The organism is Paenibacillus antri, from assembly GCF_005765165.1.
Taxonomy (GTDB): Bacteria; Bacillota; Bacilli; order Paenibacillales; family YIM-B00363; genus Paenibacillus_AE; species Paenibacillus_AE antri.
The window spans coordinates 14868-28372 of record NZ_VCIW01000001.1 but is presented as its reverse complement, the minus strand read 5'-3'; the positions used below and the strand labels follow the sequence as shown (position 1 = coordinate 28372).

13 protein-coding genes are annotated in these 13505 nt (G+C 57.9%); all 13 read left to right on the top strand.

Going from position 1 to position 13505, the window contains the following annotated elements; all coding sequences use genetic code 11:
• Positions 1–245 precede the first annotated feature (245 nt).
• The 13 genes from FE782_RS00130 to FE782_RS00065 all read left to right on the top strand — a co-directional run bounded on the left by FE782_RS00130 (position 246) and on the right by FE782_RS00065 (position 13288).
• Positions 246–1544 carry an alpha-L-fucosidase gene (locus tag FE782_RS00130; RefSeq protein WP_138191284.1) on the top strand — a complete coding sequence of 433 codons (1299 nt, stop codon included), beginning with the start codon at positions 246–248 and terminating at the stop codon, positions 1542–1544.
• 382 nt (positions 1545–1926) lie between these two features.
• A complete protein-coding gene (locus FE782_RS00120) occupies positions 1927–2442 on the top strand; it encodes a CBO0543 family protein (protein ID WP_138191282.1) in 516 nt (171 codons plus the stop codon).
• A gap of 245 nt (positions 2443–2687) precedes the next feature.
• Positions 2688–3800, top strand: a complete 1113-nt coding sequence (locus FE782_RS00115; protein ID WP_138191279.1) for a Gfo/Idh/MocA family protein — start codon at positions 2688–2690, stop codon at positions 3798–3800.
• Between the two features lie 41 nt (positions 3801–3841).
• Positions 3842–4597 (top strand): sugar phosphate isomerase/epimerase family protein, encoded by a 756-nt coding sequence (locus FE782_RS00110; RefSeq protein ID WP_138191277.1) that lies wholly within the window; start codon positions 3842–3844, stop codon positions 4595–4597.
• On the top strand, positions 4594–5490 hold the full coding sequence (locus tag FE782_RS00105; RefSeq protein ID WP_138191275.1) for an AraC family transcriptional regulator: 897 nt from the start codon (positions 4594–4596) through the stop codon (positions 5488–5490). The genes FE782_RS00110 and FE782_RS00105 overlap by 4 nt, the downstream gene beginning before the upstream one ends.
• Positions 5491–5509: 19 nt before the next feature.
• On the top strand, positions 5510–6568 hold the full coding sequence (locus FE782_RS00100; RefSeq protein ID WP_138191273.1) for an oxidoreductase: 1059 nt from the start codon (positions 5510–5512) through the stop codon (positions 6566–6568).
• 6 nt (positions 6569–6574) lie between these two features.
• Positions 6575–7402 carry a sugar phosphate isomerase/epimerase family protein gene (locus tag FE782_RS00095; protein ID WP_138191271.1) on the top strand — a complete coding sequence of 276 codons (828 nt, stop codon included), beginning with the start codon at positions 6575–6577 and terminating at the stop codon, positions 7400–7402.
• A complete protein-coding gene (locus FE782_RS00090) occupies positions 7389–8786 on the top strand; it encodes an MATE family efflux transporter (RefSeq protein WP_138191269.1) in 1398 nt (465 codons plus the stop codon). The genes FE782_RS00095 and FE782_RS00090 overlap by 14 nt, the downstream gene beginning before the upstream one ends.
• A gap of 152 nt (positions 8787–8938) precedes the next feature.
• Complete coding sequence (locus FE782_RS00085) at positions 8939–9619, top strand: PadR family transcriptional regulator (protein WP_138191267.1); 681 nt, start codon at positions 8939–8941, stop codon at positions 9617–9619.
• A gap of 112 nt (positions 9620–9731) precedes the next feature.
• Positions 9732–10064 carry an antibiotic biosynthesis monooxygenase gene (locus FE782_RS00080; protein WP_138191265.1) on the top strand — a complete coding sequence of 111 codons (333 nt, stop codon included), beginning with the start codon at positions 9732–9734 and terminating at the stop codon, positions 10062–10064.
• Between the two features lie 206 nt (positions 10065–10270).
• Positions 10271–11179: a DMT family transporter gene (locus FE782_RS00075; RefSeq protein WP_338016879.1), complete on the top strand. Its 909-nt coding sequence runs from the start codon at positions 10271–10273 to the stop codon at positions 11177–11179.
• A 132-nt stretch (positions 11180–11311) separates the two neighbouring features.
• The gene (locus tag FE782_RS00070; protein WP_138191261.1) at positions 11312–12961 is read left to right on the top strand and encodes a catalase; all 1650 of its coding nucleotides are present in this window, start codon (positions 11312–11314) and stop codon (positions 12959–12961) included.
• 12 nt (positions 12962–12973) lie between these two features.
• Entirely contained in the window at positions 12974–13288 is a 315-nt protein-coding gene (locus FE782_RS00065) for a phage lytic cycle repressor MrpR family protein (RefSeq protein ID WP_158299177.1), read from the top strand.
• Positions 13289–13505: the final 217 nt, after the last annotated feature.

Sequence of the window (13505 nt, the reverse complement as noted above, 5' to 3'; positions counted from 1 at the left end):
GTCCTTGGCGTCAATTTTATCGACGCCGCGTCGAAATACGGCAACGGAGGTCCGGAGAGCGGATCGGAGAGGCCCTTCAAGGGAAGCGGGATCGCGTCATCCTGGCGACGAAAGTTATTTCCCTGCGCGACACGACTCGCCCTTTCATCGGGATCTGCGTACGGGATCCGGCAGGAACGGGCGCATCGGCCATTTCGATGACTTCGAGTACCTAGGCTATGACGATACAGGAGGGGCGATGGACCATGATGCAGCAATGGTTTAAGGATGCGAAATTCGGGATTTCCCTGCATTGGGGAATTTACGCGGTGAACGGTATTCCGGAATCTTGGTCGTTCTTTAACGGATCGATCAGCTATGAAGATTATATGAAGCAATGCGACGGGTTCACGGCGAGTCGCTACGATCCGGAAGCTTGGGCAGACTTGTTCGCGAGAGCCGGGGCGCAATACGCCGTCCTGACGACCAAGCATCACGACGGCGTGGCGCTGTGGGATACGGCGGTCAGCGATTTAAGCGTCGTGAAGAAGACGCCGGCGGCCCGGGACTTGGTCCAACCGTATTGCGATGCCATGCGGAAGAAGGGATTGAAGGTAGGCTTCTACTTCTCGCATCTGGACTGGTCTCACCCGGACTATCCGACCATGTACAGTCCTCTCCATCTGCAGAAGATGGCGTTGGGCACCTTCGTGCACAGTCCTTACGTACATCCGGCGGACGGCAAGCTCCGTCCGGAACGTTGGGAGTCGTTCCTCGCCTTTCACCGGGCGCAGCTGACGGAATTGATGACCCGATACGGCACGATCGATATGTTCTGCTTCGACGGCGATTGGGAGCGCTCCTCCGAGCAGTGGCGGATGGCGGAATTGCGCGATCTTCTGCATGAACTGAATCCGAACGTCGTGTTGAATTCCCGTATGTGCGGCTTGGGGGATTTCGAAACCCCGGAGCAGGGCATCCCGATCGCGCCGCCGAAGGGAGAATGGGAATTCTGGTTCACGGTGAACGATTCGTGGGGGTATCAGCCGCAGGATCAAAACTATAAATCCGTGCGTCAAATCATCCGCATGTTCGCGGACTGTATCGGGATGGGCGGTAACGTATTGCTGAACGTGGCGCCGTTGGAGGACGGCACCATCGACCCGGTTCAGGAGGACCGGTTGTTACAGTTGGGCGAATGGTTGGAGCCGAACGGGGAAGCCGTCTACGGAACAATGGCGGGACTGCCGGCAGGGCACTACAACGGAGCCTCGACGCTCTCCAAGGATCGAACGGTATTATACCTCTTTTATTACGACAAACCATTGGAAGCTTTGCCGGTCAAGGGACTGTTCAATGCAGTGAAGAGTGTTAACATCCTCAAGAGCGGCAAGGAGCTGGGATTCCGGAAAATCGGCGGAGCGCCTTGGTTGAACGTTCCCGGCATACTCTGGATCGACCTTCCGGAGGAATATGCGGACGAACGCGCTACCGTCATTCGAGTCGAGCTGGAAGGCGAACTGAAACTTTACACCGGTTCGGGCAAAGCGATCGATGTCAATTAATATGGAAGCAGTCGGCCGAATCCGGAGAGAAGTCTTCTCAGGGTTCGGCCTTCTTTCCCCCCGGCAGGATGAACTGCAGCGCTGTGAATGTATGTTATGGAAAATGGTATATCGACGATCGCGGCGGAGCCTCCGCATCGTTCGTAATCCGGAGCCGGGCATGATGCTTCGCATTCCGCGGGGTGTCCCCCACAATGCCAAGGTGACGAGTTGGGAGCCTTGCCGCATAATAATCGCGTACTCGGCGCCGGACCGTCAGACGGTCGGGGAATGAGCGGGGAAGCGAAAGCCATTTTCTAAAGCAGGAGGAGTGGGGGGAATCAAAAATAATAAATGAGCACATAATACATTTTATACAAAATCAGGAAGTTGGTGGGCGCTCGTGTTCCCGATTGCGGCCGGGATTGGGATTGCTCTATGTGCATGGCGGTGGGGGGATTGGCGCAACTGGCGCACCTATTTGCCGACCATTCATTATTTTATCATTTTCGATTTGCTGTACAATTTGTTTACTTGGAACCATCGGCTATGGGAGTATCCTTCCCCGCCGAACCTGCTGCCGAATCATTTGACCATGAACCTTTTTATCATGTTTATATTTTATCCTAGCTTTATATTGATTTACTTATACCGCTATCCTGAAGGGAGCAGCGTGGCGGCTCGGGTCAAATATGTCTTGTCGTGGGCGGCGCTCTGGGCGGTTTGGGAATTATGTATGAATGCGCTAGGGCAATGCGTATATCGTCATGGCTGGAACTTCGGTTGGTCGGCGGCTTTCCTGCTTGTGATGATTCCGATGCTTCGCCTCCATTATAAGAACCCGCTTGCCGCCTATGCGTTGTCGATTCCCATCACTGTGTTTTTACTGCTTTGGTTTCAAGTCCCCGTGCTGCAATGAAACTGAATCGGCGAATTCAGATGCATTGGATGTAAACTCGCATATCAAGCTTAGGAGCCCGCTCCTAAGCTTGTTTGTTTCTATCCGTCGAATCAAGGAAATCCAGTTTAGGGGATGCGATTCGAAGGAAAATCGGAAGATGGATCAAATGCGTCCAGATGATTTGCGTTTTCCTCCATTGTCATCCGCCGGCGGCACGGCGATAATGAGAGCAGGAACATCAATTCCATATAGGGGATGAGACGATGCGTAGAATGAAGGTAGGAGTCGTCGGGGCAGGCGTCATTAGCGATATTTATTTGAAAACGTGCACCGAGACGTTCCATTATATTTTAGAGATCGCGGCGATCGCGGACAGCGTCGAAGAGCTGGCCCGGAAGCGGGCGTCGGAGTACGGCATTCCGAAGGTGTGCACCCTGGACGAGCTGCTCGCGGATCCGGAGATCGATATCGTGCTCAATCTGACGAGTCCGGCGGCGCATGCGCCGATCAATTTGAGAGCGCTGCACGCGGGGAAGCATGTATATACCGAAAAGCCGTTCGCTCTGTCCGAGAAGGATGCGGACGAGGTGCTCGCATTGGCGAAGTCCAAGGGGTTATACGTCGGGTGCGCTCCCGACACGATGTTGGGAGCCGGCGTCCAAACGTGCATCAAGCTCATTCAAGACGGCTGGATCGGCCGCCCGTACGCGGCGAACGCCGTCATCGTCATGGGCAACTCGAGCGGGGGCATGCATCCGAATTTCCGGAATTTCTTGAAGTTGGGCGGCGATCCGCTCTTCGATATGGGGCCGTATTATTTGACGGCGATGCTGACGATGCTGGGACCGGTTCGCCGGGTATCCGGTTCGGCGCAGCAGTTGAATCGGGAAATTACGGTGTCCAACCCGAAGTCGCCGGCGTATGGCCAGACTGTGCCGATCGAGGCGCCGACGAACGTATCCGCCGTGCTCGATTTCCATTCCGGCGCCGTCGGCACGTTCCAAGCGGCCAAGGAAAGCTTCGGCTACTTGCCGCGCATGGAGATCTTCGGTACGGAAGGCAATCTGACCGTGCCGGATCCGAACTTCTTCAGCGGCCCGATCAAGCTGCAGCTGGCGAACGGGGAAACGAAGGAGATGCCGTTCTCGCATCCGTTCGCCGAGAACAGCCGGGGGATCGGGGTCGCGGATATGGCGTACGCGATCCAATCGGGGCGGCCGAACCGCGCGAACGGCGATATCGCCCGACATCTGCTCAAGGTATCGTTTGCGATTTTCGAATCGTCCGCTTCGGAGAGGCATGTTCATTTGAAGACGACGTTCGAGCCGATCGAGCCGCTGCCCCTTGGGCTGAAGTTCAACGCGCTGGACGCGTAACCATTTTCAACGACAACTATTCGAAAAAAGAGGTGCTTCCCATGAAGCGATTTCCCATAGGGGTACAGCCGTATACGATTCGCGAGGCGTTAGCGAAGGATTACGTCGGCGCATTAGAACGCGTCGCGGAGATCGGGTATAAGGGGGTCGAGATCGGACCGCCTCCCGAAGGGATGAGCGTCGACAGCCAGAAGCAGCTGCTGGATCGGTTAGGCTTATCCGTCGTCGGATGCCACGCAGGCTTCGACACGTTGGAGTTCGACGTCGATCGCTTGGCGGACTATTTGGAGCAGGTGGACGGCGGCCGATGCGTCGCGATCTCGCTTCGCTTCGCATCCAAAGAAGAGGTGCTGGCGAAGGCGAAACGGATGAACGAGATCGGCGAGCGGTTCCGGAAGCGGGGCGTCGCCTTCCTCTACCACAATCACGATTGGGAATTCGAGAAGTTCGACGGGGCGTATGCGCTCGACCTGCTGCTGGAGCACACCGATCCGGAGCTGGTGAAGACGGAATTGGACACCTACTGGATCGCGAAGGGCGGGGAAGATCCGGTCGCCTACTTGAAGCAGCTGGAGGGCCGGGCGCCGCGGCTGCATCTTAAGGATATGGAAGCCGGGGAGGAGCGGTTTTTCGCGGAAGTCGGCGAGGGCGTCCTCGATTTCCGATCGATCGCGCAAGTCGCGGAGGACATCGGCGTGGAGTGGATGGTCGTCGAGCAGGACGCCTGCCGACGGGATCCGTTCGAAAGCCTGCGAATTTCTTACGAGAATTTGAAGGGAATGGGCTTCATGGCGTGAGCTCGGCCGGATTCCCTACGATTCATTACGCCGGGGACATTACGAAGAAGCCCGGAACGGGACTCGGTCCCCGGACCATCGAGGACTACGAGCTGTTGTACTTTACTTCCGGGACCAAGGGCGTCTATGTTGCGGAAGGCGAGACGGTTCCGTTAGACGTTCCCTGCTTTCTTGTGTGCCGCCCGGGAGAGCGCCACGAGTATGTTTACGATCGCGACGTCGCCTCAAGGCATTTGTTTATTCATTTCGGCTTCGAGGACGCTCCGGAAGCGAAGCCTGCGCTCCCTTACCTGGAAGTCGGGGGGATTTGCCGCATTCCTTCGGATAATGAACTGCTCATCGGGATGATGAAGCAGCTGATTTACTTGTCGTACGCGCTGCCGGAGCGGATGAGCGAGCGGGCGGGCTCGATGCTGCTCGCGCTGCTCCTCGAATTGAACGGTGAGCTCGCGCAACCTATGCCGCCGGAAGGGGAAGCGATGCCGCAGCAAATCGTGCGGGCGATCCAGGTCATGGAGGACCATCTGCACGAGCCGCTGAAGGTGGAGGCGATCGCTCGCAGGGTCGGTTGGTCGCATGAACATTTCTCGAGAAGCTTCGCGCTGCATACGGGGCGCACGCCGCGGGAGATGCTGCTGCAGCTTCGCATCGAACGCGCCTGCCAGCTGCTGATGGACGAGGGGCGATCGATCAAGCAGGTGGCCTTCGAGGTGGGCTTCGCGGACGAAAATTATTTCAGCCGCATGTTCAAGGAGGTCAAAGGGACGACGGCCACCGCCTATCGAAAGCGCTATGCGAATCCGCTGTACCGGGATTTAGCGCCGATCCACGCGGTGGATTCTCGATACCCGATCAATCGCGTGTTTTTAGTTAACGGAGGAACGAAATCCTAGTCGAGGAGGAAAAAAACGCATGAATCGAATCATCCGGGCGGGACTGATCGGCTTCGGCTTCGCCGGCCGCACGTTCCACGCGCCGGTCATCACGGCCGCGGAAGGCATCGAACTGGCGGCCGTCGTGCAGCGCTCCGGCGACGAAGCCGCCGTTCGGTACCCCAAGTCTCGCATCTACCGAGATGTCGGAGAGCTATATGCCGATCCGACGATCGACCTGGTCGTGGTGACGACCCCGAGCACCGAGCATTACCGGTTCGCCAAGGAGGCGCTGCTCGCCGGGAAGCACGTCGTGGTGGAGAAGCCGTTCACCGTCACGTCGGCGGAAGCGGACGAGTTGATCGCGCTCGCGAAGGGAGCCGGCCTGATTCTAAGCGTCTACCATAACCGCCGCTGGGACGGGGATTTCCTCACGATCGCGAAGCTCTTGGAGGAAGGAGCGCTCGGGGACATCGTCGAGGCGGAGTTTTGTTGGGACCGCTATCGCCCGAACGCCGGCAGCGGTTGGCGGAACGTCGACGAACCCGGGGCCGGCACGTTCTACGACCTCGGCGTTCACTTCCTCGATCAAGCGTTATGCTTGTTCGGCCGCCCCGAGACGATCCGCGCGGATTTACGCACGACTCGGGTAGGAGCCAAGGCGGTGGATGCGTTCGACGTGGCGCTTGGGTACGGCTCGGGCGGGCCGGCGGTGCGGTTGAAGTCGTCCTTGCTCGTGCAGAAGCCCGGTCCGCGATATATTCTGCACGGAACGAGAGGATCGTTCGTGAAATTCGGGGAAGATCCGCAAGAGCAAGCGCTCAAGGCCGGCGGCACCGGTCTGGAGCCCGGCTGGGGGCAAGAGTCTCCCGAGTTTTGGGGGGACCTCCATGCCGACTGGGGCGGCTTGCGCGTGACCGGTAAGGTGGAGACGTTGCCCGGGCGGTATGCAGCTTATTACGAGAACGTCGCCGCCGCGATCGTCGGAACCCGGGCGCTGCAGGTGCTGCCGGAGCATGCTCGCATGGCCGTACGGCTGATCGAATTGGGCATGCAGAGCGATCGGGAGAAGCGGACGATTAGGATAGAGGAGGAATAACGGCGTATGAACACGTTTCGCACCGCGCTGAATGCATCGACGTTGTTTCCGTTTCGGCTGACGCTCCCCGAACAAATTCGGGTGGCGGCCGAGGCGGGATATGAAGGAATCGAGTTTTGGATGAGAGATGTCGACGCGTATCTGGAACAAGGCGGGACGCTTACCGAGCTGCGGCGTTACGCCGGGGACGCCGGGATCGTCTTCGCGAACGCGATCGCGTTCTGGAAGTGGGCCGATCTAGACGAGAGGGAGCGGGCCGGCGGGCTGGAGCTTGCGATCCGCGAAGCCGAGCGGCTCGCGGAGCTCGGCTGTCCCTCCGCGGCGGCGCCGCCGTTCGGACAGGTCGAAGGCTCCTCGCTGGAACGGATCGCGGATTGCTACGGCGAGCTCGCCGGACGCATCCGACCGCTGGGCGTCGATCCGCTGCTTGAATTTTGGGGGCGGGCCAAAGCGCTCTCTCGATTGGAGGAAGCGATCGTCGTCGCCGACCGAAGCGGCGTCGCCGATGCGAAGCTGCTCCTTGACCCGTTCCATATGTATACGGGGGGGAGCTCCCTCGAGGCATTGTCCCGCCTGAGCGGCGACCGAATCGGGATCGTGCATGTCAACGATTACCCGGCCGATCCGCCGAGGGAGACGATTCAGGATCGAGATCGGGTATTTCCCGGGGAAGGGGTTTTCTCCGGCGAACGGTTCGCTTCGACGCTTCACGGCGCGGGGTACCGCGGATTCGTCTCCTTGGAGCTGTTCATTCCGGATTTCGGCGGCCGTTCCGCGTTGGACGTCGCAAAGCGCGGATTAGAAGCGGTTAAGCGGATTTATGGGGTCCAGTAAGAATAAGAGCGACTCTTGGCGGTCGATGTCTCTCTTCGCGATCAGCTGGCCCATCTTCGTCGAATCGGCCTTGCAGATGCTGCTGCGGATTTCCGACACCTTCATGCTGAGCAAGGTGTCCGACGACGCGGTCGCCGCGGTCGGCGTCGCCACGCAATTGTTGCTGTTCGCCGTTCTTCTCTTCAACGTCATCTCCTATGGCGCGTCCATCGTCATCTCGCAATATCTCGGCGCCGGCCGCGATCGCGAAGTGGAGCGGCTGACGGGCGCGGCGATCGGGCTGAACGCCTTGTTCGGCATCGTCGTCAGCGCGTCGGTCGTCGCGTTCAGCGGCCCGTTATTGCGAATGTTCGGGTTGGAGCCCGCGCTGCTTCAAGAGGCGGAGCGGTTTCTATGGATCGCCGGCGGCGCGTTGGTCGTGCAAGCGGTGCTGTCCGCGGTCGTCGCGGTCATCCAAGCGCACGGCTTCACGCGGAGCACGATGATGGTGACGATCGGCATGAACGTCCTGAATGTATGCGGCAATTATCTTGTCATATATGGTCCTCTCGGCTTTCCGAAGTTGGGAGTACCGGGGGTGGCGCTATCGACGGTCGTCGCCCAATTGGTCGGCCTTACGGTGAATTTATATCTATTGCGTAAGCATATCGGCGTGAAGCTGAACGTATCCGTCCTCGCGCGCTGGAATCGGGAGCATGTGCGCCATGTGCTTAGCGTCGGCTTTCCCTCTTCCGTCAACAACCTATCCTACTCCGCGAGCCAGCTCGTCACGACCGGCTTCATCGCGACGTTGGGAGCGGGCATGCTTTCTACGAAAATCTATACCCAGAACATCGCGTTCCTGATCATCGTGTTGGTGGCGTCGATCGGACGCGGGGGGCAATTGATCGTCGGGCGGATCGTCGGCGCCGGCGAAGCGGAAGAAGCGTACCGCCGGGCGTTGCGGCATCTCGGGATCAGCATGGGGATGACGCTGGCGGCCGTGGCGCTGGTCGCCCTATTCCGCATTCCCTTGCTTCGGTTGTTCACCCACGACGCGTCGATCGTCGGCCTGGGCGCTTCCTTGCTCCTGTTGGGCTTTCTGCTGGAGCCGGGACGCAATTTCAACGTTATCATGGAGCGTTCGCTGCATGCCGCCGGCGATGCGCGCTATTCCATGTTCTCCGCCTTGGCGGTGACTTGGTTGGCGAGCGTCCCTCTGATCTACCTGCTCGGCGTGCATTGGGGCTTCGGATTATACGGCATGTGGTTCGCATTCATTTTCGATGAGTGGGCGCGGGGACTTTTGTTATTCCATCGATGGAGAAGCCGCGCATGGCAGAAGAAAGCGATCGTTCGGCGAAGTTCTGCCGTAGGTTTAACTAAAAAAGCTATGGAAGCGTAATAGAATCGTATTCGAAGCGGCGATCGATTCCCGGTGTTCTACCGGGGAGAGATCGCCGTTCGCATTTTCTACCTGAAAGGAAAATAAAGTATTGACCAATACGATATATCGTTTTATTATTACGATATATCGTATTGAGGAGTTGAAGACGTATGAGATATTACGATCACCGAGCTTGGCCTCCGGGACATCCGGGCAGGAAGAGGTTCGATAAGGAGGAAGGTTCCCAAGAACGGAGGCACCGTCACGGCGGCGGTTCAAGGGGCGGTCATGGCGGACGGGGCGAAGGCAAACGCTTCTTCGAGCGGGGGAAGTTTAAATACGCCTTGCTGGAGCTGCTGGCGGGAGAACCGATGCACGGGTACCAGTTGATTAAAGCGATGGAGGAGAAGACGGGCGGGTTGTATGCGCCTAGTCCCGGTTCGGTCTACCCCAACCTGCAACTGCTTGAAGACATGCAGTTGATCGGCTCGAGCGAAACCGACGGGAAGAAGCTTTACCATATTACGGAGGAAGGGCGGGCGGTTCTTCGGGAGAAAGGGAGCGCCGCCGAGGAACGTTCGGAGCTCGGCTGGGAAGACCGCGGGCGGCATCGGCCGCGCGGCGGCGGGTTCGGGAAGCACCACTTGCGCGGCTTTATGAAGGAATGGTCCGACGTCATCTTCCTGATGTCGAACGCGGCGGAAGCGGCGAAGACGAACCCTTCGTCGAAGCAAGCGAAGGAGTTTCAAGCGCTCATGACCGAATTCCAAGAAAGGTTGAAGAAGCTCGCGGAGCCGGTTCCGCCCGCGACGCCGCCGCAGGACGACCTGGCGAATGACAACGGGGAGTGACGGGTTGAAGTCGTTCTTCCGAGCGTCGTGGCGCGTCGTTCGCGCTCCATGCGATCGCCAGCGTCGTATTCGCCAATTTCCGATGGGCATATCCTAAGAGGAGGAATTTTCAATGTTGATTCAAACGAGAACGATCGTCGTTAAGAAGGGTACGGCGGACTTGGTGCTGGAACGGTTCATGCAAGACGGCCCGATGGATACGATGGAGGGACTTATCGATCGATCCGTAATGGTAAACCGGAAGAAGCAGGACGATCAAGAGGAAATCGTCGTAATGGCGCGATGGAGATCCGTCGAAGACTGGAAAAATTGGGAGAAGAGCGACGCCCATATTCAAGGCCATCGCCAGAATCAAGGGAAACCGAAGCCCGACCACATCATCAGCGTGACCGTGAATATGTATGAAGTGAAGGCGATCAAAGAAGGCGTAAGCAAATATAAATGACGACTGCCGGAAAGCCGGCGCGGTCGCGTCAGCCGAAAACCCCGAACGGATATCGATCCGGCCGGGGTTTTCCTATGGTAACTTCGTGCTCGGCAGGCGAAAAGTCGAAAGAAGCTTGCCATTTCCGCAATACCGATCATTTCCTTTTTCCCCGTGCGCCCTTATGATGGATGTAGATATAAGAAAAACGTAAGGGGGTACTAGCGATCGGATACATTGTTGTATTGGGAGCGGTGGTGATCTGGGGGCTGTCTTACATCGTGATGAAGGCGGCGACTACGGATTACCCCCAACTGCTCTTCCAGTTTTGGCGGTACGCGGCCGTGACGGCGATCTTTGCGGCCGCTTTTCATCGAACCCTCAGGCTCATCCCTGCGCACGTATGGAAGATCGGGCTTCTTCGGCTCGGGCTCGCGAACTTCGTGCTGGGCATCTTCTCGATCTACGCAGTGCAGCATACGACGCCGACGCGAGTCGTCGTCATCAACGGCCTGATTATCGGAGTTGTTCCGTTGCTGCGATGGATTCATGAACGAATCAAGCCGGCTAGGCACGAGGGATGGGCGATCGGCATCGCCCTGTTCGCGATCGCGCTGCTGTTCGAGCCGCAAGATCGCTTCGTTCAATTGGGGGACGTTCTGGCGTTCGTGGGCATGATCGGCTACGCCTATTCCATCGTGCTTACGAATCGTCTGTTGGCGACCGATCGGGCGTCGGTGATGCAGGTATCGTTCCTGGGCGTTGCGGGCTGCGCCGCTTATTTCACCGTCGCGGCAGTCATCTATGTTTGGTTCAGCCCTGGCGGCTTGGAGATCGGCGCGCTGTTGACGCAACCGAAGACGATCGCCGGCATCGCCTATATGATCTTGTTCGTGTCGTTGGCTGCGAACCTGCTGCAGGTAATCGGGCAGCGGCGTCTACCGCCGGTGACCGTGTCCATCCTGTTCTGCCTAGAGCCCGCCGTGACGGCCGCGCTCGATTATTCGCTGCTAGGCAACCCGCCATCCGTGCGAGTGACGCTGTGCGGGATCGTACTCATCGGCGCCACGGTCGTCGCAGCGCTGCAGAACGGGCGAAGGGGCGTCGCGAAGGAAAGGCAAGATCTTGGGATCTAAGCGCTCGAGCGGGGAAGATCCGCCGACTGGGACTGCTTTTCGATTTGGCGACGGCGGCGTGAAAGGGTAGGTAGAATAATTTTCCCAATTATAGGTAACCTAGGAGGGATTGATTCCAAGGAGGGTTACATGATGGCGGAGAACAAGGACGGGACTGCCGCAACCGGACAAGACGTGGAACGCGAGACGCTGACGACTCGCCAGGGTCACCCCGTGATGGATAACCAAAATATCCGCACGGTAGGAAATCGCGGACCGGCCACGCTGGAAAATTACCATTTCATCGAGAAAATTTCCCACTTCGATCGCGAAGAAGTGCCGGAGCGCGTCGTGCATGCGCGAGGATCCGGGGCGTTCGGATACTTCGAAACGTACGGGAAAGTCGGCGACGAGCCTGTAGAAAAGTATACTCGGGCGAAAGTGTTCTCGGGCGCCGGGAAGCGGACGCCGTTGATGGTTCGCTTTTCCACCGTGGCGGGAGCGAAAGATTCTCCGGAAACCGCCAGGGACCCGCGCGGGTTCGCGGTCAAGATGTATACGGAGGACGGGAATTGGGATCTGGTCGGGAACAACCTGAAAATCTTCTTTATCCGCGATGCGATGAAGTTCCCTGATATGATTCACGCGTTCAAAGCGGACCCGGCATCGAACGTGCCGAACCCGCAGCGGATGTTCGACTTCGTCTCCCGTACGCCCGAGGCTACGCACATGATTACGTTCCTATTTTCCCCTTGGGGCATACCTGCGACATACCGCCATATGCAAGGTTCGGGCGTCAACACGTACAAGTGGGTCAACGACAAGGGCGAGGCCGTGCTGGTGAAGTATCATTGGGAGCCGAAGCAAGGGATTCGGAACTTAACGCAAGAAGAGGCGAACGCCATCCAGGCGACGAACGTCGGTCATGCGACGCAAGATTTATATGAAGCGATCGAGCGCGGCGATTATCCGGAGTGGGAGCTCTACGTGCAGATCATGGAGGACGGCTACCATCCGGAGTTGGATTTCGATCCGCTCGACGATACGAAGCTATGGCCGGAGGATCGATTCCCGTGGCGGTCGGTGGGTCGCATGGTTCTGGATCGCAATCCCGTGGATTTCCATGCGGAGATCGAGCAAGCCGCCTTCGGTACGGGGGTTCTTGTCGACGGCATGGATTTCTCGGACGATAAAATGCTGCAAGGCCGCACGTTCTCTTACTCGGATACGCAGCGCTATCGCGTGGGCGCGAATTATTTGAAGCTGCCCGTGAATGCGCCGAAGGTGCCCGTTCGCACGAACCAGCATCGCGGACAGATGGATTTCCGCGATCCGACGGAGTCCGGGGAAAGCCCGCATATTAACTATGAGCCGTCCATGATCGGAGGCTTTCAGGAAGCGGACAAGCAAGATCGTCCGCCGCACAACCCGAGGTACGATGCGGCGGTCATGAGCGCGCCGATCGATCGCCCGAACGATTACGGTCAAGCGGGCCACACCTATCGGAGCTTGCAGGATTGGGAGCGCGACGAATTGATCAATAACCTGTCCGAAGCGCTGGCGGTATGCGATCCGCGCATTCAAGAAGCGATGATCGGGCATTTCTCGCAAGCGGACGAAGAGTACGGCCGGCGCGTGAGGGAAGGCATCCAAAAGAAAACGAAAGAATTGCAACAGATGAAATTGGAAGTGAAGGTGCCGGGCCGCGAAGCGGGCATCTCGAAATACGGTCAAGGGACGATGGCGGCGAATCAAGCGGCGAAAGAGGCCGTGAAGAAAAGCCGCGAAGCCGATCCGTATTAATCATGATCCGTCATGTATAACGTAAACAGAAAGCTGCAGTTCTTGGAGGACGTCGACGACGAAGCGCGGCCGACCTTCGAGCGCGTGTTCGACAAGGCGAAAGAGATGGAGAGCGAATTCGGGAAGGATCTCGCCGATTGCAGCCTTGACGAGCTGATCGCGGTATTCCATCACGTAGCGCCGGAATTCACGAGAACGGCGATTCGGAACAAGGAGAGCATCGAGAAGTACATCGATTGGTGCACGGAACAAGGCTACCGGAACGAGCCCAATCCGCTGCGCGAGTGCGACGAGGAATGGTGTTACCAATTCGTGACGTCGACTTAACGAGTCTATTCTTTGCGATTACCATCGAGGTTTCCGTTTGCCGGGAACCTCTCTTTTCGTTGATGTAGGTTAGTTCTGCATCAAGCCCGCTCCCCGAGTTCGAGTCGATCCAATCGATTAAAAACGACGCCGAAAGCCCTTATGCGTACGGCGTTCTCGATAAATTATAAAGGGATTGGGTTGTAAAATGTTGAATGCGCTTTTATTATAGTAAATG

Excerpts from the sequence above, each read along its gene's own strand:
- FE782_RS00100 (WP_138191273.1), top strand. The coding sequence starts at position 5,510 with ATGAATCGAATCATCCGGGCGGGACTGATCGGCTTCGGCTTCGCCGGC.
- FE782_RS00090 (WP_138191269.1), top strand. The coding sequence starts at position 7,389 with ATGGGGTCCAGTAAGAATAAGAGCGACTCTTGGCGGTCGATGTCTCTC.
- FE782_RS00080 (WP_138191265.1), top strand. The coding sequence starts at position 9,732 with ATGTTGATTCAAACGAGAACGATCGTCGTTAAGAAGGGTACGGCGGAC.
- FE782_RS00130 (WP_138191284.1), top strand. The coding sequence starts at position 246 with ATGATGCAGCAATGGTTTAAGGATGCGAAATTCGGGATTTCCCTGCAT.
- FE782_RS00115 (WP_138191279.1), top strand. The coding sequence starts at position 2,688 with ATGCGTAGAATGAAGGTAGGAGTCGTCGGGGCAGGCGTCATTAGCGAT.
- FE782_RS00095 (WP_138191271.1), top strand. The coding sequence starts at position 6,575 with ATGAACACGTTTCGCACCGCGCTGAATGCATCGACGTTGTTTCCGTTT.
- FE782_RS00065 (WP_158299177.1), top strand. The coding sequence starts at position 12,974 with ATGTATAACGTAAACAGAAAGCTGCAGTTCTTGGAGGACGTCGACGAC.
- FE782_RS00085 (WP_138191267.1), top strand. The coding sequence starts at position 8,939 with ATGAGATATTACGATCACCGAGCTTGGCCTCCGGGACATCCGGGCAGG.
- FE782_RS00110 (WP_138191277.1), top strand. The coding sequence starts at position 3,842 with ATGAAGCGATTTCCCATAGGGGTACAGCCGTATACGATTCGCGAGGCG.
- FE782_RS00070 (WP_138191261.1), top strand. The coding sequence starts at position 11,312 with ATGGCGGAGAACAAGGACGGGACTGCCGCAACCGGACAAGACGTGGAA.